This is a genomic window from Bacillus sp. FSL P2-0099, from assembly GCF_038007445.1.
GTDB lineage: Bacteria > Bacillota > Bacilli > Bacillales > Bacillaceae_G > Bacillus_A > Bacillus_A mycoides.
On record NZ_JBBOXE010000001.1, the window covers coordinates 1,297,265 to 1,319,683 of the forward strand.

22 protein-coding genes and 1 riboswitch are annotated in these 22,419 nt (G+C 36.1%); of the genes, 11 read left to right on the plus strand and 11 right to left on the minus strand.

Going from position 1 to position 22,419, the window contains the following annotated elements:
• Positions 1-36: 36 nt before the first annotated feature.
• Together MKY90_RS06635 and MKY90_RS06640 are read left to right on the plus strand one after the other, a co-directional pair.
• Positions 37-1,209: an MDR family MFS transporter gene (locus tag MKY90_RS06635; protein WP_000384374.1), complete on the plus strand. Its 1,173-nt coding sequence runs from the start codon at positions 37-39 to the stop codon at positions 1,207-1,209.
• Positions 1,210-1,337: 128 nt separating this feature from the next.
• On the plus strand, positions 1,338-2,768 hold the full coding sequence (locus MKY90_RS06640; RefSeq protein ID WP_041868016.1) for an IS4 family transposase: 1,431 nt from the start codon (positions 1,338-1,340) through the stop codon (positions 2,766-2,768).
• A gap of 140 nt (positions 2,769-2,908) precedes the next feature.
• On the opposite strand, the gene MKY90_RS06645 is transcribed toward MKY90_RS06640, so the two are convergent.
• From MKY90_RS06645 to phaQ, 10 genes are all read right to left on the minus strand, one after another.
• The gene (locus MKY90_RS06645) at positions 2,909-3,289 is read right to left on the minus strand and encodes a DUF6262 family protein (protein ID WP_033733853.1); all 381 of its coding nucleotides are present in this window, start codon (positions 3,287-3,289) and stop codon (positions 2,909-2,911) included.
• Complete coding sequence (locus tag MKY90_RS06650) at positions 3,276-5,396, minus strand: tyrosine-type recombinase/integrase (protein ID WP_341090869.1); 2,121 nt, start codon at positions 5,394-5,396, stop codon at positions 3,276-3,278. The genes MKY90_RS06645 and MKY90_RS06650 overlap by 14 nt, the downstream gene beginning before the upstream one ends.
• Positions 5,393-6,523 carry a tyrosine-type recombinase/integrase gene (locus tag MKY90_RS06655; protein WP_033733851.1) on the minus strand — a complete coding sequence of 377 codons (1,131 nt, stop codon included), beginning with the start codon at positions 6,521-6,523 and terminating at the stop codon, positions 5,393-5,395. The genes MKY90_RS06650 and MKY90_RS06655 overlap by 4 nt, the downstream gene beginning before the upstream one ends.
• Positions 6,524-6,772: 249 nt before the next feature.
• Positions 6,773-7,624: a formate/nitrite transporter family protein gene (locus MKY90_RS06660; protein ID WP_002011581.1), complete on the minus strand. Its 852-nt coding sequence runs from the start codon at positions 7,622-7,624 to the stop codon at positions 6,773-6,775.
• A gap of 209 nt (positions 7,625-7,833) precedes the next feature.
• Positions 7,834-8,628 carry a TerC family protein gene (locus tag MKY90_RS06665; RefSeq protein WP_002011580.1) on the minus strand — a complete coding sequence of 265 codons (795 nt, stop codon included), beginning with the start codon at positions 8,626-8,628 and terminating at the stop codon, positions 7,834-7,836.
• Between the two features lie 79 nt (positions 8,629-8,707).
• A riboswitch (yybP-ykoY riboswitch) is annotated at positions 8,708-8,880 on the minus strand.
• 38 nt (positions 8,881-8,918) lie between these two features.
• The gene (locus tag MKY90_RS06670) at positions 8,919-10,238 is read right to left on the minus strand and encodes a TrkH family potassium uptake protein (protein ID WP_098167309.1); all 1,320 of its coding nucleotides are present in this window, start codon (positions 10,236-10,238) and stop codon (positions 8,919-8,921) included.
• A 113-nt stretch (positions 10,239-10,351) separates the two neighbouring features.
• A complete protein-coding gene (locus MKY90_RS06675) occupies positions 10,352-10,537 on the minus strand; it encodes an alpha/beta-type small acid-soluble spore protein (RefSeq protein ID WP_000241212.1) in 186 nt (61 codons plus the stop codon).
• Positions 10,538-10,679: 142 nt separating this feature from the next.
• Positions 10,680-11,123, minus strand: a complete 444-nt coding sequence (locus MKY90_RS06680; RefSeq protein ID WP_001067911.1) for a MaoC family dehydratase — start codon at positions 11,121-11,123, stop codon at positions 10,680-10,682.
• Between the two features lie 101 nt (positions 11,124-11,224).
• Positions 11,225-11,749 (minus strand): polyhydroxyalkanoic acid inclusion protein PhaP, encoded by a 525-nt coding sequence (phaP, locus tag MKY90_RS06685; protein WP_002011575.1) that lies wholly within the window; start codon positions 11,747-11,749, stop codon positions 11,225-11,227.
• A gap of 42 nt (positions 11,750-11,791) precedes the next feature.
• Complete coding sequence (gene phaQ, locus MKY90_RS06690; protein ID WP_000903018.1) at positions 11,792-12,244, minus strand: poly-beta-hydroxybutyrate-responsive repressor; 453 nt, start codon at positions 12,242-12,244, stop codon at positions 11,792-11,794.
• Positions 12,245-12,442: 198 nt separating this feature from the next.
• Between phaQ and phaR the strand changes: the two genes are divergently transcribed.
• The 5 genes from phaR to MKY90_RS06715 all read left to right on the plus strand — a co-directional run bounded on the left by phaR (position 12,443) and on the right by MKY90_RS06715 (position 17,651).
• Entirely contained in the window at positions 12,443-12,925 is a 483-nt protein-coding gene (gene phaR / locus MKY90_RS06695) for a polyhydroxyalkanoic acid synthase subunit PhaR (protein WP_000566956.1), read from the plus strand.
• A 152-nt stretch (positions 12,926-13,077) separates the two neighbouring features.
• Positions 13,078-13,821 (plus strand): acetoacetyl-CoA reductase, encoded by a 744-nt coding sequence (locus MKY90_RS06700; RefSeq protein WP_002030515.1) that lies wholly within the window; start codon positions 13,078-13,080, stop codon positions 13,819-13,821.
• A gap of 83 nt (positions 13,822-13,904) precedes the next feature.
• Complete coding sequence (gene phaC, locus MKY90_RS06705) at positions 13,905-14,990, plus strand: class III poly(R)-hydroxyalkanoic acid synthase subunit PhaC (RefSeq protein WP_000206840.1); 1,086 nt, start codon at positions 13,905-13,907, stop codon at positions 14,988-14,990.
• Between the two features lie 94 nt (positions 14,991-15,084).
• Positions 15,085-16,278 carry an NAD(P)/FAD-dependent oxidoreductase gene (locus MKY90_RS06710; protein ID WP_078184146.1) on the plus strand — a complete coding sequence of 398 codons (1,194 nt, stop codon included), beginning with the start codon at positions 15,085-15,087 and terminating at the stop codon, positions 16,276-16,278.
• Positions 16,279-16,301: 23 nt separating this feature from the next.
• Positions 16,302-17,651 carry a TrkH family potassium uptake protein gene (locus MKY90_RS06715; RefSeq protein WP_002126155.1) on the plus strand — a complete coding sequence of 450 codons (1,350 nt, stop codon included), beginning with the start codon at positions 16,302-16,304 and terminating at the stop codon, positions 17,649-17,651.
• 38 nt (positions 17,652-17,689) lie between these two features.
• On the opposite strand, the gene MKY90_RS06720 is transcribed toward MKY90_RS06715, so the two are convergent.
• Positions 17,690-18,073 carry a DUF3905 domain-containing protein gene (locus MKY90_RS06720; protein ID WP_341090872.1) on the minus strand — a complete coding sequence of 128 codons (384 nt, stop codon included), beginning with the start codon at positions 18,071-18,073 and terminating at the stop codon, positions 17,690-17,692.
• Positions 18,074-18,170: 97 nt separating this feature from the next.
• Between MKY90_RS06720 and MKY90_RS06725 the strand changes: the two genes are divergently transcribed.
• From MKY90_RS06725 to MKY90_RS06740, 4 genes are all read left to right on the plus strand, one after another.
• Positions 18,171-18,326, plus strand: a complete 156-nt coding sequence (locus MKY90_RS06725; protein WP_002011566.1) for a hypothetical protein — start codon at positions 18,171-18,173, stop codon at positions 18,324-18,326.
• Positions 18,327-18,554: 228 nt separating this feature from the next.
• Positions 18,555-19,631 carry a putative 2-aminoethylphosphonate ABC transporter substrate-binding protein gene (locus MKY90_RS06730; protein ID WP_002030507.1) on the plus strand — a complete coding sequence of 359 codons (1,077 nt, stop codon included), beginning with the start codon at positions 18,555-18,557 and terminating at the stop codon, positions 19,629-19,631.
• Positions 19,632-19,650: 19 nt separating this feature from the next.
• The gene (locus tag MKY90_RS06735) at positions 19,651-20,652 is read left to right on the plus strand and encodes a putative 2-aminoethylphosphonate ABC transporter ATP-binding protein (RefSeq protein WP_098167310.1); all 1,002 of its coding nucleotides are present in this window, start codon (positions 19,651-19,653) and stop codon (positions 20,650-20,652) included.
• On the plus strand, positions 20,653-22,410 hold the full coding sequence (locus MKY90_RS06740) for a putative 2-aminoethylphosphonate ABC transporter permease subunit (RefSeq protein ID WP_063217413.1): 1,758 nt from the start codon (positions 20,653-20,655) through the stop codon (positions 22,408-22,410). It begins immediately after the preceding gene.
• The last annotated feature ends 9 nt before the right edge of the window (positions 22,411-22,419 follow it).

Here is a 22,419-nt window from a genome sequence, read left to right on the forward strand (position 1 = left end):
ATAAGCAAACGCATGTTAATACAGGAGGTTTTTATTATGGATTATTTTCACCCCCTCGTCTGGCAGCTGCTCGGTGGTACGACCTTCGCCCGCACAGCTAGCTTTATGACGATACCATTTTTAGCACTTTATTTACAAAATGATTTACATGCCTCACCAATTATGATTGGTTTAGCAGTCGGTATTTCACAATTGACTGCGACATTTGGTGGCTTCTTCGGTGGTTTCTTTACTGACCGGTTTGGCCGAAAAAAAATTATCATCATATCGATGTTCTGTTGGAGTATAGTCTTTTATGGCTTTGCATTCGCAAACTCTGTTTGGATATTCGTTCTATGCAATGCTCTCAACGGTATCTGTCGTGCATTTTTTGAACCAGCTTCACAAGCTTTGATGATTGACTATACTGACGAAGATAGGCGTCGTCGCCTATTTTCAATTCGATATACTGCCATCAATTTATCAGCTGTGATCGGCCTTTTGCTCGGTATTGTCATTTCAAAAGCATCATCAATAAGTTTTCCATTCCTTATTACTGCAACGATGTACTTATTGTATGCGATTTTCTTAGTCATCACTTTACGACGTATAGAGGAGCAGAATACGGTCAATGTTACGCAAGATATTGGCGACTTGATGCGTGTTCTTTTACAAGATAGCACACTTATGTTGCTCATTATTGCGAGTGTTATTTGCAATTTCGTATATATGCAAACAGAGGCAACAATGCCACAATTGCTTAATTTAACTATGGCAGACGGAGTAGCATTATATTCAGTTCTAATTGTGATTAATGCTGCAACAATCGTAATTCTTCAATTGCCACTCGGCATTTTAAGCGAAAAAGTAGCAATCAAAACAAGTCTTATTTTCGGGGGCGGACTATTAGCACTTGGTATGTTAATCTTCCACTTCGCTGATAATTGGACACTTTTTATTGTCGGTATGGTTGTGTTCTCACTTGGTGAAATTTTTGTTTTCCCAATGACGAGTGCTATAGTCGAAATGATTGCACCCGCGCATCAAAAAGCAACATATCTTGGTTTTATGCAATTTCAAAACTTAGGTGGCTTCTTAGGCCCAGTGCTTGGTGGCTGGTTGATTATCCATTTTGCACCACAATTGTATTTGGTGATGGTTAGCCTATGCTTAGTAGTTATTATTTGCTACATAGCAGCTTTACGTGGCAAATCATTTCGAATGTCTTAATACAAATAAAAACTGTGACTACATGAGGTACGGTCACATTACCATAAAGCTAAGGTTTCACACTATTCATTAAGCAAAAAAGACGTTATTCTTACTGTAGAATTATAGGAAAGGATGGCGTTTTTTGTATGTCTAATTCTGTATCTGACGACTTACAATTATTTGCACAGGAGATAAAGAGTCTTTTATCCCCAAATACCTTACAGAATCTAGCTAGAGATGTTGGATTTGTACAGCGAACAAGTAAGTATCAAGCACAAGAGTTAGTAGCTTTATGCGTATGGCTAAGCCAAAGTGTAGCAAAAACTTCCTTAACCCAGTTATGTAGTTGTTTAGAAGTATCAACAGAAGTACTCATCAGTCCTGAAGGACTAAATCAAAGATTTAACGCCGCAGCCGTCCAGTTTCTACAACAAGTTTTAGCCAAACTTCTAAACCAAAAGTTATCTTCAGCTAAGCTAATTTCTTCTCCATATACTTCTATTTTCAAGCGTATTCGTATCTTAGATTCAACTGCATTTCAACTCCCGGATGTATTTTCATCGGTTTATCCAGGTGCAGGAGGATGCAGCCATACAGCTGGGATAAAAATTCAGCTTGAGTATGATTTGTTAAGCGGACAGTTCCTACATATTCATACAGGTCCAGGTAAACAACATGATCGCACTTACGGCTCTCTGTGTGCCCCAACTGTGGCAGCGAATGATTTATGTATCCGAGATTTAGGTTATTTTCATTTAAAAGACCTTCAATATATACAAGATCAAGAGGCCTACTATATTTCTCGTATCAAGTCGAATACACGTATTTATCAAAAAAATCCTAACCCTGATTATTTTCAAGATGGAAGAATTAAGAAAGGTACAGAGTATATACAGTTAGATATGGAGACGGTAATGAACTCCCTTCAGCCAGGACAAACATGGGAAATAGCTAATGCTTATGTAGGAATGATTGATAAAGTGTCAGCTCGTGTAATTGTCCATCGATTAACAAAACAACAGCAACAAAAACGATTACAAGATCAAGCTGTAAGAGAAAAAAAGAAAGGAATGAAGTATTCTCCTCGTAGTAAACGACTCAGTGGTATCAATGTATATATGACAAACATTCCTACGGAATGGGTACCAAAAGAGAAAATCTATGATTTATATTCACTACGCTGGCAAATTGAGCTGTTGTTTAAAATATGGAAATCTTGGTTTCAAATTCATCGTTGTAAATCTATTAAACAAGAGCGCTTAGAATGTCACCTTTATGGACAACTCATTAGTATCCTATTATGCTCTTCTACTATGTTTAAAATGAGAGAACTCCTGCTACGTAAGAAACAGAAAGAGTTAAGTGAATATAAAGCGATGTACATAATTAAAGATTATTTTTTACTTTTTCACCAAGCATTACACAAAAACACCCAAGAGCTATCAAAAGTTCTTCTTCGTCTGTTTAACCTCCTACAGTACAACGGACGAAAATCTCATCGATACGAGAAAAAGACAGTTTTTGATATTTTGGGTGTTGTTTATGAGTATGCCACTTCTACTCATAAAGTAGCATAGTAAAAAAAATGAAATCCGTCAGGGTTTATTTGATATGCCTACTTTTATAACATCTATAAAAGATAATAAAAAAACTAAATGGAAAGATCGCATTTTGTAAAAAAATATACTTTAAGTTGATGGATGTGTGGCGGTACCCCTTATATCTGTTTGTATACATCGGCGTACGCAACTTTTAATTGCTCACGCAATTCCTTATTTGCTCCTTCCAATTTCTTGATGCGACGTTTTAAAGAATCTATGATGGCATCTTTGCTGTTTTCATTCAACTCACGTTTGATTTGCTTCAAAGTAGGCGCTTGTGCTTGTTGTTTCCGTAAGGATTCAATTCTTCCGCGTAGCTCCTGATTGTTGTATAACGTTGCTTTTGCTATGCCAGCTTCGCTTGCTACACTATTAAAATTGATAGGATCAGAGGCTCGTATGAGTCTTTGAATAGCTTCATCGACTTTCTTAGCGGTAATGGCCTTTCTTGATGCATGTAGTGCTTTTAACTGTTCTTTTCGGTTATAATTGGCCATTTCTCACACCTGCCTTTCTCTTCATGCGGTCCTGTCTGCCAAAGATAATATTACCCTCACGGATATTGTTTAAAATACCATGGTAACGTTGTAAATTTTCCTTTTGTTTTTTTACCACATCATCCCGACCATATTGTTTTGCCACTTCAATGGATTTGTTTGTGGTTTTTACATGAAGTTCATATTTTTGAACATCGTATTCTGAAAATCCAATTGCCAAGTCCTTGCATGGGCTGCCTCCGTTGCAAGTGAGGCAAGGAGGGGCTTCCATATGTGGGCAATTTCCTTTCAAACGCGCATGGCATGTCCCGTAGGGATTATCCATCGCATTCAACTTATGATCCTGCCAGAGAGCTTGCAGGATGTCTGCTGGGATATCTTCGCCTGCTTTTATCTCCTGCATCTCGCCATTCAAGTCAAAGCTAAATACTCCTTGACTGATGACAGATTCAAATGCTTTTCGCTTCGTGTTGTCCAATAGTTTAGCATACCGTAAAGTCATTTCAGGAGAGGCGTGGGCTAACAATTCCTGTACCGTCAAAATATCCGCACCACCGTTCAGCATTTTTACTGCGTAGGTATGACGGAATTGGTGATTCGTAAAATAAAAGAGATTTCCTTGCTCATCCACAATGTTTTTTTGTTTTGCCAAGATATTTAGTTTATTTCGAATCCAGGACTGAATAAATGGCATTCCCTTACGGGAACCACGATAGCGAACGAAAATAAATCCGTCAGGATTATTGTCTTGATTGCTGTTCTCTTTGGAGTGTTGAATAAGAACCGCTAAGATATTTGCCAATTCGTCGTCAATTGGAATTCGATGCCCGTTTACATAAGTTTTCTCAATATCCGTAACAATGGAATATTTGCCATTTAACTGTTTTAAACAATCAGAGGTAAGCTCTAATACATCCGAAATTCGTAATCCTGTTTTAAAAGCCACCCATACGACAGGAATGACTTCTTTATGTAAATCGTTGATGTATGTGAAAAGTTGTTCCAACACAAAGTCAGGAATGTAATCAATCTGGTCAACTGACTTCTTTTTTAGCTTCGGTTTATCTTCTGAAAAGAGTAGCAATCGCACATCTGTTTCTGGGGCGATATCATATTCATATCGCTGGATATCTGTAAGAATCTTTCCTATAACTACCAAGCCATAGTTTATATATTTTTCAGGATGCGCATTTTTTTGCTTTAAATTGTTCTTAGCGTATTCATGTATCCATAGAATGTATTGCTCTATATGTGAACGATTCAATCTCTTTAAATCTGTCCATGAAGGTTCTAACGAAAATATAAACGATACGAACCTCGAAAAGTATAGTAGATAATTTTGAGCTGTGCCCCAAGAAAATTTATTTTTGCTCAGAATACGTTGTTTGAAGTATTTTTTTATTTGCTCACGCATTTTACCTTGTTCAACTTTGGTGAAATCAATGTAATAATCAGGCTTACTTTTGTTATAAGCAACTCCATATTTATCATGTAATACTCGTACATCCCATCGTTCTTTCTCCCACTCTTCACGGGTATCTGTCAGTACAAAGAAAGATAAATAAATCTTTCGCAAAAAGGTTGCTAGGGGTGATTTAGTAGTGTATTCACGATATGATGATCTACGTGATATTCGCTGTATTGAAGCTCCTTGCTCCTGTAACCAAAACCACCATTCCCGTTCCGTCTTTTCAATGTTCAAATCTAATAGGGAGTGAAGGGAAGAGTATTTCTCGTTGAGAAATCTTGTTAGCTTGCGCATCATTCTTGCTTCTACGCCAAAAGCACTGCTTAACACCCATGCATCGTTGAACAGCTTCTGATACCATACATATTTTACTTCCAGGTTGACAGTCGGGCTGTTGATTTTAAAACCCACATTCTGACTCCCGCTATTATTAAAAGGCACTGTTATCTTAAACTGTGGAATGACTTCAAAAAAGTTGGCATTCCAAGTGTCATTGACCAAGAAGTAGGGGTCCTTGATATACCGAACTGTAACGGAACCATTATCTTGTACCGTCTTCATAGGGTATCTTGATAACTCATGCTGCAATTTTTCATGAAATCCTAATTGTTCTATGTTGATCTGCTGTTTTTGTTTCATTCTGTCCCGCCATTCTGTTGTTGTATTTGAAATGCACCCTGTGCCTTTTCCCAATCCTTACGGATTTCTTCGTCCGAGGGATGAAGGTACAGGTTCATCGTTGTTTGGATTTGTGAATGCCCCAGGCGTTCCTGTACTTGTTTGATGTCTTTTGTTTCCTGATAGTACATCGTTGCGTGTGTGTGGCGGAACAGATGAGGGTGAACATTAATTCTTGTTTTCTGTCGTAATCGTTTAAACATGGCTTCCACATCGCTGTACGTCATGGGTTTGCCTTTGTTCTCACCACGTAACTTTACAAATACAAAGTTTGTATCGATATTCAGTTCATCAATGACCTCATACAGATAGTCATCGTATAAATCCATGAGGGCTTGTGATACAAAAATCTCTCGTTCGCCTGTTTTTAGTTTCGCTCCGTTTTCCAATTCTCCACGGTCCGTCAAGCGAATACGATGCCCTTTTCCATAATCAAATTGGAAGTCCTCTAGAAATAGGGAAAGTGCTTCTCCAATCCGCAACCCCGTTTCAAATAAAAGCTGAATTAGGAATGTATCCCTTATATTTGTGGTAGCTACTAAGGTTTGCTGTACCTGTTCCTTTGTAAGTATTTGTATCCTCTTGCGTGGTTCTTTGACCTTTAACACATTCCTTATAGATGATTTGTCTTTATTGACATGGTGAAGAAAGCTCTTGTAACGTGTTCGCCCACCTGTAAAAAACTGACGCATTAACTTTTCACCCATATCTTGTGATAACTCTTCATTACGATACAAATAGTCATAGAAGTTTGTGACAGCGGTGACCGTCAGGTTCACTGTTCTCTCTGTTTTCTTTGTTTTCACGGGAACAAGTGATGTTATCCTCTTACTCCCATAAGGATTTTGCAACCATCCCACAAAATCTGCCAAGTCTTCTAATCGTATTTCTCTATAATCCTTCTCTGTCTCTTGTAAATAAGAGAAATACTGTTTTAATGCATAACAGTACGTTTTCTGTGTATTGCTGCTTTTTCCTGTGAAATCTAAATATTTGAGGTACTTCACCACTGGGATTACAGGAATTCCTTTTTCATCTATTAAAATGTATCTTTTGCCCTCTTCTAGTATAATCTCTTGTACACGTATAGTTTTTCACTCCTAAACCTTTTTCCATTTACGATCTGTCTCGCGACCTTGCTATGCCTTCCACTATGAGCTACGTCTTCTACTCTCAAAAACAAACATAGGTTTCTTGAACATTATATACATATTAAACTATATCTATAATATCTAGTTATACATAACAATATGTATAAAAAAAGAGGATCTATGCTCTCATACTGAACATAGTATCCTCTTATAATTATAGTCTGTTTAAGTAAAACTTTGGAGTTTTTAATGTTTCATATGTGCTTGTAAAGGAATAATTTCCTCCGTTTGAGCTCCAACTAATTGAGTTTTCTCTTGTTCAACAACAGGTGCTTTCTTTGTTAAGTAATGATATACCATACCGACAAATACGGATCCGCCAATAATGTTACCGATTGTAACTGGAATTAAGTTATGAATAGCGCCCGCAAAAGAAATTGTCTCAGGATGTGGTGATACTAAAGATAAAGCAAACAGTGATAAGTTTGCAATGCTATGCTCATAACCAGATAAAAAGAAAGTGAAAACGAGCATCATCATCATTAATATTTTTGCTGTGTCACCTTTCACTTGAGAAGGTAAGAAGCAGGCAAGACATACGAGCCAGTTACATAAAATCGCTTTAAAGAATAATTGCATTGTAGGTGTATTCATCTTTCCTTCAACAACTTTATTCATTAAATGACTGTGATCAATTGCTTCGAAAATTCCAGTTGCGTAAAATAGTAAGGCAAAGAATAAAGCGCCAGCTAAGTTACCTGCATAACAAGCAACCCAGTTACGAAGTGTATCAGAAATCGTTGTTTCTTTTCTTAAAGTTGCCACTGTGAAGTACATCGTATTGCCAGTAAATAATTCAGCGCCGCCATATATAATAAGTACGAGAGCAATTCCGAAAAACATGGAGGAAGCTAAATATGTTGCTGGTGAATCTGCAATATGAAAAAAGTTACCTAATTTAAAACATAGTACAATAATAAAACCGATATAAATGCCCGCAAGTGCAGCACGAATGAAATATTGCATTGGATTTATATCTAGCATTTGTTTTTTGCTCTTAGCCAGTTTTACAACGTAATCTAATCCTTGTTCTAGCATGAGTAATACGCTCCTTTAATACATCGTCTATAAATACTCCTTATATGAATAAGGTACATGGATTTGTTCATAGTTTCAATAAGTTTGTGCAATATTTCACAAAAAGGACATACATCTATAAAGGAAGCGTTTACAAAAGGTAGTATAATGGAATTTTTTCTAAAAATAGAGAGGGGAATTGAAACGAGAAAAAAGAAAAAGCGCTGTAATTACAGCGCTTTTTCGTCTAAATTCTTTTCTACTTTTACTTCTACTTCTTTCGAGAAGAACCAACCGCAAACTGCGATTCCAACTAATACAATCCAGAATGTAAGCTTCCACGGAGTGGATTCTGGGAATGAATGCGGAAGGACATTTAAAGCAGGGTGTGCTAACGTATAAACTGTTAATTTCACACCAACCCAACCTACAATTAAAAATGCTGCAGTTTCAAGTCCTGGTTTACGTTTTAATATTTGTACGAAAGCAGTTGCTGCAAATCGCATTATAACTAATCCGATAAGTCCACCTGTAAAGATAACGATAAATTGACCTGTATCAAGACTACCAATCGTACCTAATCCTGTTTTCGGTAAAGTCACTGCTAATGCAACAGCAGCTAAAATTGAATCAACTGCGAAGGCGATATCAGCAACTTCGACTTTAAATACAGTCCACCAAAAGTTCTCTTGTTTTTTCTTTGCTTCTTTTTCTTCTGTTTCTTCATGTGTATTCTTTTTAACATACGTTTTAAATAAGTGATTCCCCGCGATAAACATAAGATAAATCGCACCAATTGCTTGCACTTGCCATACATCTACTAGGAACGAAATCATAAATAGTGATCCGAAGCGGAAAACGAACGCTCCTGCTAATCCATAAAATAGTGCTTTCTTTCGTTTTTCTTCTGGTAAATGTTTTACCATAATTGCGAGAACGAGAGCGTTATCAGCCGCTAAAATCCCCTCTAGTGCAATTAGGATGAGTAATACCCAACCATACTCCAATAATAATGATACATCCATGTACATTCTCCTCTCATTTCTATAAAGACTAAACAAGTGAAGAAGTTCCCCACTGTTTAGTTTCCCCATACTCCTGCGTATCAACGGTGGAAGGAATTTGAAAACAAAAAAGACCTCTGCCGTTGATAGGCAAAGGTCTTGCTAGACATATGTAATGAAAATGCCAACAAAGCCGGAAGAACTAAGTTCTACGTAATGACGACTTTGTTTCCAAGAAATAGTTCTTGGACGCTACTCCCCTTTGGAGATATGCTATTGTACTCTCATTATATGGATAATTTATACGGTTGTCAACCTGTTAAAATATCTTCGTTGGGATATTTTATTTTTCTTTGTTTTTTACGTGCAAATGAAAAGGCTAATGTTAAAGGGCCCATCTTTCCAAAAAACATCATAAAGATAATAATTGTTTTGCCGATGATTGTTAAGTGTGGCGTCAAATTCATGCTAAGGCCGACAGTTCCAAATGCTGAAAATACTTCAAAAGCACTCATTAATAAAGGAACCTTCTCAGTGATGCTTAAAATTAAAATGGAAAGAAAAATAAACGAAATTGAAATAATAGTAATCGTTAATGATTTGACAATGAGCGTATCTTTAATGGATTTTTTAAACACGACAATATCATCTTGTTCTTGCAAAAATTTAAATACGCCGAAAAACATAATCAAAAAAGTCGTTAACTTAATCCCACCACCAGTTGAAGCACTGCCAGCACCAATAAACATAAGAAGCATCATTAATAAAAGTGAAGGTTTTGATAATACAGAGATATCAACAGTATTAAACCCGGCAGTACGTGTTGAAACCGCTTGAAAATAAGCAGCCATACCTTCTTCAAATGGTGTAAAACCTCTCATGGAAATTGAATTATGGAACTCAAATATAAAGATAAAAGCTGTAGCAATAATATTGACGATTAGAGTAGAAGAGAGCATAAGCTTTGAGTGCAAAGTAAGGTTTTTAAAGTTTTTCTTTCTTTTTATATCTACGATAACCGTAAAACCAATCCCACCTAAAATAATGAGGGAAGAAATAACGAGATTGACGAGAATGCTATGGGAGTGCGACATTAAATTATCGCTCCACACAGAAAACCCAGCATTGTTAAAGGCTGAGATAGAATGAAAAAAGCTATAATATATACCTTTGGCAACCCCGTATTTTGGTACCCATTCAAAAGAGAGAAGTAAAGTAGCGATACATTCTACAGTAAAAGAAAATAAAAATAATGCTTTTGCAAGACGAATGATTCCGCCGACATTTGTTTGATTTAATGCTTGTTGTAATAAAATCCGGTTTTGAAGGCCGATTTTTCTACCGAGCATAATTGCGATTAAAACAGCAAAGCTCATAATGCCAAGCCCGCCAACTTGTATAAGTGTTAAAATGACACATTGGCCAAATAAGGTAAATACTTTACCAGTGTCCACAACACCAAGCCCTGTAACCGTACAAGCAGAAACCGTTGTAAATAAAGCATCGAGCCATGAAATAGACGTTGTTGTAGCAATTGGCAATTTCAATAGGCATGTACCGATAATTGATAGCATAATAAAAGATACAGTAAGAACACGGGGAGGACTCATGCTAATGTTAATCCGTTTCATTTCACATATCGTTCCTTTCGATTTGCTCTTACTAGTATGTGAAGAAGCACTATTATGTATGTTAAAAAAGAAAGAGGCAGAGAATATCTGCCTCTAAGCCATAGGTTATATAGTTATCCGCGTAATTGTTGTTGAGCTAAAGCAACAAGACGTTTCGTTACTTCACCGCCAACTGATCCGTTAGAACGAGATGCTGTATTAGATCCTAAGCTTACACCGAATTCTTGTGCGATTTCATATTTGAATTGTTCAAGTGCTTGCTCTGCACCCGGAACTAGTAATTTGTTTGTTTTCACCATGTTGATACACATCCTTAAAGAGTAATCCAGTTTAGCTAAGTGCTATCTGGTAATGTTATTTTATGTGTAAACGACGTACTCATACACGGAAGTAAACGGTGTGATTAGAAGTTCTTGGATAGAAAAAAGAGTAGCAAATTTGCTACTCTTTTTTCAGTATTGTCGCTGTACCTTCTACGACAATATCATCAGATTGATTATATATGTTTGTTTGCAATGTGATAATTTTTTTATCGTCCCGTTTTTTAATAACTTCTGCCACAACGCGAAGTGTATCACCGATTTTGACAGGAGCACGGAATGAAACGTTTTGTGATAAATAAATCGTATTTTTGCCAGGAAGTTTCGTTCCAAGAATGGTAGAAATAAAACTTGAAACGAGCATGCCATGGGCAATACGTTCTTTGAACATTGTCGTTTTTGCAAAAGAGTCTAGAATGTGAATAGGATTTACATCTCCAGTCAATTTTGCAAAATTGATAACGTCCTCATCCGTAATTTTTTTTGTAAGTGATGCTTGATCACCGACTTGAATCTCATCGTAACGAAGCTCCGGAACAGTTTGTGCTTCTTGAAATGGATTCATTTTGTCCTCCTTCTTTTCCATATCGAAAAATGTAAGCCATCTTGATGTAGTAGGAGGAAGAAAGAGTTTTGTTTGTGCTGCAGTTAGTTGCCACATTTTTCTTACTTGATGGAAGTAAATAGATTTTTTGAGTTTTCCTCGAACTGCTTTGCGAGTTCTAGTTGTTTGGACTTGAACTCTCCCAAAAAAACTTCTAACTGTTTTTGAACCTCTTCACGTTGCGACTGTTGTTGTTCGATAAAGTGTTTTGTTGTTTCTTCAAATTGGCCGCTAGTTTGAGTAAGAATAGACAAAGATGTTTTTGTAGGCGAAACAGTAAGTTGGTGCATTTGATTAGAAAGCTCATTCCACTTTTCTTGCCACTCGTTAATTTGATCATTTAAGGAGTTTCCAGTTAATTGCTTCACATAGTCTGTATATTGGTTATTGAACTGAGCAGTGAATTGGTGTAGTTCTTTTTCTAGTTCATCTACTCCTGATGTTAATTTATGCAAAGCGTCTTGTTGTTGTTTTAACGTTTCTAAAGTAAGTTGCTCTAATTGTTTCCCAGCTGAAGAGAAGAGGGAAAGAGATTGAGACCAGTTTTTCCAAAATGCATCGACTAATTCGTATGGCTTAGTTTCCATTGTTTGACCTCCAAATGTTTTTTTGCATATTGTGAACGCAGATTACTCTGCTGTACCACCAGGTGAAGATGAAGAATCCTTTTCATCCTTTTCTGGAGAAGTAGAAAATGGAAAGAATGCATTGGTGTATAACGTGAAAAACGTCCGCAACATATTTTGATAATGTTCAAAAGAAGTCGCACATGTTGTTAAATATTGCTCTCCATATTCTGTTAAAGAATAAATTCGTTTCGCTGGCCCGCCTTCGCTTGTATCCCAAGTAGAAGAAATAAGATTTTCTTTTTCTAATTTGCGTAGTGTCCTATACACATTACCTTGGTCAACAGAAGAAAAGCCGATGTCCATTAGCATTTGAATAAGTTTGTAACCATGAAGACTCCAGTCTTTTAGACAGAGAAGTAAGAAAGGAACTAAGAAGTTTTTTGGCATGGAGTTTGGTTGTTTCGCTTGGTTTTTTTCCAAACTTTCTGGGTGTTCTGGTTCATTATGTAGCATGATTGTGCATCACCTCATGAATCAGTTAGATGGAATTTTTTGCTTATAAGTGCAATTTACACCTATCTGTTTTTAATGTCAATACATTTGTTAGAAAATAAAGAAAAATAAAATATATACTTGAAGTTTTATTCGGAATATTAGAAAATAGTGAATAGGTTGAATTGTTTCAAAAACGAAAAAGGGAGTGTAGTCGAAGTGATTGATCAAAAATTCGATCCATTGCAAGCATGGAAAAATGCTTATGAACAAACCGAAACATTTTGGGGAAAAGCGCTCAATGAAACAATTAAAACAGAAGAATATTCTGCTTGGATGGGCAGCGTTCTAGATTTGAATTTGTTTTATCAAAAAGCATTAAATGATACGACAAAAAATTATTTAGAACAGGTGAATGTGCCGACGAGAGAGGATATCGCTAGAGTAGCTACGCTTGTTATTAACTTAGAAAATAAAGTTGATAACATCGAGGAAATTCTAGAAGAGAAAGTGGATTCATTAGGACAAGCTCCTACATTAAAGCGTGATGTTACGAAAGTAAAACAAGATATGCGCACGTTAGAAACGAAAGTTGATCAAATTTTAGAATTGCTAGAAAAGCAAAATGCAGTACTAGCTAAACTACAAGTACCTGTAAAAGAAGAAGTAAAGCCTGTAAATAAGCCAGAAAATAAAAAATGATAATGGCGTTTGTTTATAACGTGTAAAAGAGGGAGGGAGAATCTCTTTTCATGTATAAACAACGAAACATAATTAATATATGGACTCAATTAGTATGAGTACCAAAATGATTCATAACAATCGTTCACAAATTCATTTAAGGGGGAAAAGAAATGGTTCAATTAAATGGCAAAGTAGCAATCGTAACAGGTGGGGCAAAAGGAATTGGAAAAGCAATCACAGTAGCATTAGCACAAGAGGGAGCAAAAGTAGTTATTAACTATAACAGCAGTAAAGAAGCAGCTGAAAACTTAGTAAATGAATTAGGAAAAGAAGGACATGACGTTTATGCAGTTCAAGCGGATGTTTCTAAAGTAGAAGATGCAAACAGACTTGTAGAAGAAGCTGTGAATCATTTTGGTCAAGTTGATATTCTTGTTAATAATGCTGGTATTACAAGAGATCGTACATTCAAGAAGTTAAATCGTGAAGATTGGGAGCGCGTAATTGACGTGAACTTAAGCAGTGTATTTAATACGACAAGCGCGGTACTTCCATACATATCGGAAGCAGAAGAAGGAAGAATCATTAGTATTTCTTCTATTATCGGCCAAGCTGGTGGATTTGGACAAACAAACTACTCAGCAGCAAAAGCAGGTATGCTAGGATTTACAAAATCATTAGCGTTAGAACTTGCAAGAACAAATGTAACTGTAAACGCAATTTGCCCAGGATTTATTGATACTGAAATGGTAGCAGAAGTACCAGAAGAAGTGCGTCAAAAAATCGTTGCGAAAATCCCGAAAAAACGTTTTGGTCAAGCTGATGAAATTGCAAAAGGTGTAGTATATCTATGCCGTGACGGTGCGTATATCACAGGTCAGCAATTAAACATTAACGGCGGATTATACATGTAATGAAGTAAGAAAAAAGTGCATATCCATAGCAGGAATGCACTTCTTTTTTTAGAAAGAAATTGACCAAAAAGGAGATAGGAAAAATGACTACATTCGTAACGGAATGGGAAAAGCAATTGGAGTTGTACCCAGAAGAATATCGTAAAGCATATCGCCGTGTGAAAAGAGCGAGCGAAGTTTTATTACGCGAACCAGAACCACAAGTTGGTTTAACACCGAAAGAGGTTATTTGGACGAAGAATAAAACGAAGCTGTATCGTTACATTCCAAAACAAGAAAAAACACAGAGAGTTCCAATCTTATTAATATACGCTCTTATTAATAAACCGTATATTATGGATTTAACTCCAGGAAATAGTTTAGTGGAATATTTAGTAGATCGTGGTTTTGATGTGTATATGCTTGATTGGGGCACATTCGGTTTAGAAGATAGTCATTTGAAGTTTGATGATTTCGTGTTCGATTATATTGCAAAAGCAGTGAAAAAAGTAATGAGAACTGCAAAATCGGACGAGATTTCTTTACTTGGTTATTGCATGGGTGGAACGTTAACATCTATTTATGCAGCGCTTCATCCGGACATGCCAATTCGTAACTTGATTTTTATGACAAGTCCTTTTGATTTCTCTGAAACAGGATTATACGGTCCTTTATTAGATGAGAAATATTTCAATTTAGATAAAGCGGTTGATACATTCGGAAATATTCCGCCAGAAATGATTGATTTCGGAAATAAGATGTTAAAACCAATTACAAACTTTGTCGGTCCATATGTTGCTTTAGTCGATCGTTCAGAAAATGAGCGCTTCGTCGAAAGTTGGAAATTAGTTCAAAAGTGGGTAGGCGATGGTATTCCGTTCCCAGGTGAATCGTATAGACAATGGATTCGTGATTTTTATCAAAATAATAAATTAGTGAAGGGTGAACTCGTTATTCGCGGACAAAAGGTAGACCTTGCAAATATTAAGGCGAATGTCTTAAATATTTCTGCGAAACGTGATCACATTGCTCTGCCATGTCAAGTAGAAGCTTTACTTGATCATATTTCTAGCACAGATAAACAGTATGTATGTTTACCGACAGGACATATGTCTATCGTGTATGGTGGAACGGCTGTAAAGCAAACATATCCGACGGTTGGAAATTGGCTGGAAGAGCGTTCTAATTAAAGAGAAGAAATCCAACTAGCGTATGTTAGTTGGATTTTTTTATGGAAAATGACGAAACATAGAAAGGAGAAAATTACATTGTAGGAGTATAATTATGAAGCTTATGACTGGTAAGTTGTTTTGGAATGCTGGAGTTTCTGTACCTTGTTATCCAACGTTAGAAAATGATATGATATGTGATGTACTAGTAATTGGAAGTGGAGAAGCAGGTGCTCATATAGCGTATTCGTTAGCTAAAATTGGAATGCGTGTTATGCTCATTGAAAAAAGAGCAATTGCATGTGGTAGCACAGCTGCAAATACAGGATTATTACAATTTGTTCATGATAAATCGTTAACCTCTCTTATTCATACATTTGGTGAAGAGAAAGGGGTACGAGCATATAGACTTTGTTATGAAGCGCTGCAAACAATGGAGAAGGTTGTGCCAACTCTCGATATTGATCCCCATTTTATTCCGCGAAATAGTTTGTATTATGCAAGTAGAGATGAGGATGTTTCATTTTTACAAGAAGAATATAATACGTTACGCCATTATGGATTTCCGGTTGAATATTTTACAGAGTCTGATATTAAGAAACGTTATTCATTTGCAAAACAAGCAGCGTTATATACAAGCGGTGATGCAGAAGTGAATCCGTATTTATTAGCACATAGTCTTTTGCATAAAGCGAAACAAATGGGCGCTACTATATACGAACATACAGAGGCATTACATATTAAACAAATCCAAAATGATTTAATTTGTTACACGAAAACAGGAAATAAAATTGTAGCAAAGAATATTATTATGGCGACAGGTTATGAAGCAATTTTTGGAAAGAAAGAAAAAAATACAACAGTAGAAACGTCTTATGCCGTTGTGACAAATAAGATAGATTATTTTGAAGGCTGGCATGAGCAATCGTTAATTTGGGAAACAGCACGTCCGTATTTGTATAGTCGAACGTATCAAAATCGCATTGTTATAGGCGGATTAGATGAGGCGCTGAAAATTCAAAAAATCGGCGATACGAAATTATTGCATAAGCGTGATCTTCTTATTAACATTGTAAAAGAAATGTTCCCGCAGTATAAAAATATACGGGCAGAGTACTATTGGGCAGCAGCATTTGGTGGCAGTCATGACGGTCTTCCTATTTTAAAAGAAGATAAAAAAATACATAATTTATATTACGCACTGCCGTATGGGGGAAATGGAACTGTATACGGAATGGTATTTGCGAAACTATTTCAGCAGTTATTTACAAATGAAGAAAGTGATGATTTTTCTTTATTTAATCGATAGAAAAAAGGTAGCGAAGTGATGGAATGAGAGATATAAAAAAGTTTTTACAAAAGTTACGTCCCGTACAACTTATCGTTGTATTTTATTTACTAGCCGTAGTCGTATCGGTAATTTTGCTTAGTTTACCATTTGTTACGAAGCCTGAAGTGAAATGGACATTTATCGATGCACTATTTACATCTGTTAGTGCGGTAAGTGTTACGGGACTGTCTGTTGTTACGATTTCAGATACGTTTACAACGGCAGGAATTATTGTTTTAGCCCTTATTTTACAATTAGGCGGATTAGGAATTATGGCGCTTGGTACATTCGTCTGGATTATAACGGGGAAAAAGATTGGTTTGCAAAGAAGAAGATTAATTATGGCAGACCATAACCAAGGGAATTTATCGGGCCTTGTAGAATTGATGCGTTCTATTTTAATTGTAATTATTTCGATAGAACTCATTGGAGCAATACTGTTAGGTACAAGGTTCTTACTATATTTCCCGACTTGGCAAGAAGCTTATTTTCACGGTTTCTTTGCCGCTGTGAGCGCAACAACGAACGGAGGATTTGATTTAACAGGACAATCACTTATTCCGTACAAAAAAGATTATATTGTTCAAATGATTCATATGTTGCTTATTATTTTAGGAGCTATCGGTTTCCCAGTGTTAATGGAAGTAAAACAATTCCTTAGTAAAAGGCGACAACAACTATTTCGCTTTTCGTTATTTACAAAATTGACGACAACGACATTTTTTGTACTCGTTATTGTTGGAACAATTATGATTTTTCTATTGGAACGAAATCATTTTTTAGTAGGAAAGTCATGGCATGAAACTGTATTTTATACATTATTCCAATCTGTGACGACGCGAAGTGGAGGACTGGCTACAATGGACATACGTGAATTATCACAACCAACGCTTTTATTTATGAGTATATTAATGTTCATTGGGGCATCTCCAAGTTCAGTTGGGGGCGGAATACGTACAACAACATTTGCAGTTAGTATATTATCGTTATATACATTTGCAAGAGGCGGGAGAACAGTCCGAGTTTTCAAACGTCAGCTACATGAAGAGGACGTGTTGAAAGCATCTGTCGTTATGACGATGGGGATTTTATTATGTGCCTCAGCGCTATTCATTTTATCTATTACGGAAAATGTACCGCTTATGAGCTTAATCGTTGAAGTTTGTTCTGCTTTCGGGACGACGGGACTATCAACAGGTGTTACTCCTGATTTAACAACTGTTGGTAAACTTGTACTTATTGTACTTATGTTTATCGGACGCGTCGGTATTTTAACATTTATATTAGCTAGTGGCGGAAGAGAGCAACCGCCTCGCTATAAATATCCGAAAGAGAGAATTATTATTGGATAGTATGAAACCATTCTACCTATGTTAGGTAGAATGGTTTTTTAGTCGTTAATTCCGAATTGGGGATGCATAAAAGCATCATTTTTATTATCAACTTCGTTTTTAAGTAATTCTTGATTTTCTTCTGCAATCCATCCGATATCATTTGTAGGATGGATCCATTCTTCCCCAGCCATAATAGCAGGATCTACCTCATCACTCCAATTATTAAGAGGACTGTTAGTGGAATCGTATTTACTGTCTCCAATTACAACATCATATTGATTTATAAAAGGTTGTTGCATCTTTTTGCCTGTGCCTTTAAAAGAAGGAAAGTTCATTTGATGAGGGAGCGTCTCGTCTAAAATTGGCGATTGTATCGTTTCTTTTTCTTTCAAAGTAATCGCTCCTCTTTGTAATGGCTTGTTCGTATGTAGTATTTCCATCTATAAGCTCTTATGTACTTGTTAACACTTCCCAGTAATAATTACTGTAAGTTGTTTCAAACTAGAATAGAAAGTTATTTCGTGAGAGCAGGTGAATATGTTGGTAAAAAGAAAAGTAAAACAAAATGCAGCAATTAATAATAATAAAACTCCGAAAGAAAGCTTACCAGATGCAGAATTTGCATTAGAGTATGAAGGAGAAAATAGTGCGAAGTATGCAAATCGTAATTCAAAAAAAGGTAAACAAAAATGAGGCGTTTTTTACAAACGCCTCATTTTTTTGTGGGATTATAAAGGTTTTTTTAATTATTTGTAAATTTCACGTTTGATATTAGCAGAAAAATGCGAAAAAACATATAAGTAGCAACGTATTACACAAAAACAAACAACAAACAAAAGATTAATGTTGGTTTAATACTGCTTTTACACTAGTTGTTTATATTAGAGTTGTACATAAGATTTGTAAAAGGAGAGAGAGACAGTGAAAAAAACAATCTTTAAAGCTGTAGCAACTGGAATGGTATTTTCGTTATTAATGGGGTGTGGTGCAAAGAAAGAAGAAAGTGCTGGAGCAAAAGTAAAAGATGATAAATTATCTGGATCATTAACTGTTTACACAGCGATTGAAGAAGAGCTTGTACCGATTTATCTTGATTCTTTTAAACAGAAGTACCCAGACGTGAAGTTGAACATTGTTCGTGATTCAACAGGAGTTATTACAGCGAAATTGCTAGCTGAAGGAAAAAATACACAAGCTGATGTTGTATGGGGAACTGCAGCGTCTAGTCTATTAGCTTTAGAGAAAAAAGATATGTTAAAAGGATACTCTCCAAAAGGAGCAGATCGTGTCCTTTCGCAATTTAAAGACGATAAGAAACCAGAAAAATGGGTAGGAAATACTGCATTTATGACGGGGATTGCTGTAAATAAAGAAGAATTGAAGAAGAAAAATTTACCGATGCCAGAATCATATGAAGATTTAACGAAACCAGAATATAAAGGAACGCTAGTTATGCCGCATCCGGCTTCTTCTGGAACAGGATTTTTAACAGTTTCTGCATGGCTACAAATTATGGGAGAAGATAAGGGCTGGGATTACATGAAGAAACTTCATGATAATATGGCAACTTATACTCATTCAGGTTCAAAACCAGCGAAATTAGCAGGCGCAGGTGAATATCCAGTTGGTGTATCAATGGTTTATAGTGCTTTGAAAGAGAAACAAAAAGGTGCACCAGTTGAAGTTGTACTGCCGAAAGAAGGATTAGGCTGGGAAGTAGAAGCGAACGCACTTATTAAAAAAGATAATGCTAAAAATGATAAATTAGCGCAAGCATTTTTAGATTGGGCAATTACAGATGATGTAATGAAGTTATACTTCGAGAAAAATGGATTTGCGACAATTAAAAATGATTATAAACTTCCAGATGGATTCCCTAAAGATGTGACAGAAAAGTTATATAAAAAGAATGACTTTAAATGGGCAGCAGAAAATCGTGACAAAATTTTAGAAAAATGGGAAAAAGAGTTTGGCCAAAAAGCAGAACCGAAAAAGTAAGTGAGTGGGAGAGAGAAAAATGAGCGAATATTTATCAATTCAACACATCCAAAAACAGTTTGATGCATTTACAGCGTTAAAGGATATTTCTTTTACTGTGAAAAAAAATGAGTTTGTTTGTTTATTAGGCCCAAGTGGTTGTGGGAAAACGACATTGCTCCGAATTTTAGCGGGGCTAGAAGAGGCAACAACAGGTAGTATTGCTGTGAATGGAAAAGATATTACAGCATTACCACCTGGAAAGAGGAACTTCGGAATGGTTTTTCAATCGTATGCATTATTTCCGAATTTAACTGCACTTGAAAACATTGAATACGGCTTAAAAACAAAAAAATATGGAAAAGCAGAAATAAAAGAAAAAGCGCTATCGGCGTTAGAACTTGTGGATTTGCTGAATGTAAAAGATAAATATCCTGCTCAAATGTCTGGTGGACAACAGCAGCGAGTAGCACTTGCACGTGCGCTCGCTCTGTCTCCCGATATTTTGTTACTTGATGAGCCGTTATCTGCTTTAGATGCAAAAGTGCGTGAAAAGTTGCGCAGAGAAATGCGTGATTTGCAAGAAAAAGTGGGAGTAACAACTATTATGGTAACGCATGATCAAGAAGAGGCATTAACGATGGCTGATAAAATTGTTGTAATGAATCATGCGGAAATTATGCAGATTGGAACACCAGAGGAGATTTATCAAAGACCAGCCAATCCATTTGTGGCAGATTTTATTGGTTCTATTAATTTCTTTTCGAAAAATAACGAAGAACATGCGATTCGTCCTGAACATGTAACAGTTGTACAAAATAATGGTATTAAAACAGTTGTAGAAAGCATGGAATTTCGCGGTTCTGTATACCGGACGGAAGTGCGGGTCATAGAAGAGAAAACACACCTTTATAATGAGAAAATTGTAGTGGATATATTGGCATCAGAAGTAGAGGAAACTGCTATTAGAAAAGGAAAGCCAATTCAAATCTCTTTCTCAGAAAATCATATGTTGTCATATGGAAAGAAGGTCATTGTATAGATGGAGATGTTAGAAAACTTTAAGGCAGAAAGTACAAAAAAAAAGATTAAGAGACGTATCGGTAAAGAAGAGTGGATACAAAGACTATTAATTATTGGTATGCTTCTTTCATTTTTTATCATGCTTGTATTGCCTTTATTACAACTGTTTACACAAGCCTTTTATGATAAAGATGGAGCTTTTGTTGGTGTTGCGAATTTCAGTAAATATTTCACAACACCAACGCTAGTTCAATCACTACAAAATACGATATGGATTTCGGGCGCTACAACAATTATTTCAGTTACACTCGCTTTCGCTTACGCATATGCGATTGCTCGTACAAATGTTTTTGGAAAGCGCGTATTTCAATACATAGCATTATTACCATTATTCGCACCAACGATGATGCACGGTATTGCGCTTACATATTTATTTGGTAATCAAGGGTTAATAACAAAAGGAATGTTTGGTTTATTTGAAGGAATACAAATACCGTTATACGGACCAGTAGGAATTGTAATGGCTGAAGTTATGTATACATTTCCGCAAGCATTCCTTATTTTATTAATTGCTCTCCAAGGTTCTGATTATCGTTTATATGAAGCTTCTAATATGTTGGGTGCAAGTAAAGTGAAACAGTTTTTTACGGTTACTTTACCTAGTGTGAAATACGGATTAATTAGTGCGATGTTCGTTGTATTTACACTTAGTTTCACTGATTTTGGGGCACCTAAAATTGTTGGAGGACAATATAACGTACTTGCTACTGACGTATATAAGCAAGTAATTGGACAGCAAAATATGTCCATGGGCGCAACTGTCGGAATGATTTTATTGATCCCAGCTATTTTCGCATTTGCAGTTGATCGTATTACGCAAAGAAAACAGGCGAATCTCTTATCTTCAAAAGCAGTACCTTACAGAATAATAAATAATAAGAAAAGAGATGTTATTTCATTCGTATATTGTAGCGTAGTCACGTTTATGATCATTCTTTTATTTGTGGCAGTTGGTATTGCTGCAAGTGTGAAAGTATGGCCATATAATATGAGTTTTACACTTGAGCATTTTAATTTTTCAAGTTTGACAGGAGACGGAATTGAAGCATTTAAAAATAGTGTAATTGTCTCAGCTATTACGGCAGTTATCGGGGCGATTTTAACATTTGTGTTCGCTTATGCGATTGAAAAAATAGAACAGCTACAGTTTTTCAGAAAAGTAGGCTACTTTTTCTCTATTGTACCGTTAGCGATTCCTGGATTAGTACTTGGATTAGGATATGTCTTTTTCTTTAGTCAACCAACAATTCAAATTCTAGGACTTTCAGTAACAAATCCGTTTCATTCCTTATATGGCACAATTGCTGTTTTAGTATTAGTAAATATCATTCATTTTTACTCTGTAACGTTTGTTACCGCAACGACTGCTTTAAAGAAACTGGACCGAGAGTTTGAACTTGTTTCACAGTCGATGAGCGTACCGTTTTATAAAACTTTCTTTCGAGTAACAGTACCAATGTGTTTACCAGCTATGTTAGAAATGGTTATGTACTATTTCGTAAATTCAATGGTGACTGTATCGGCAGTAGTGTTCTTATATGCGGCTGATTTTAAACTAGCTGCTGTATCAATTGTAAATATGGATGATGCAGGAAATGTAGCACCAGCAGCTGCAATGAGTGTACTTATTGTTGTTACAAATATTGTAGTGAGGGTTGTATATGAATGGGGAACGAAAGCACTTCGTAACCGAACGTCACAATGGCAAAAAAGATAAGTAAGAAGG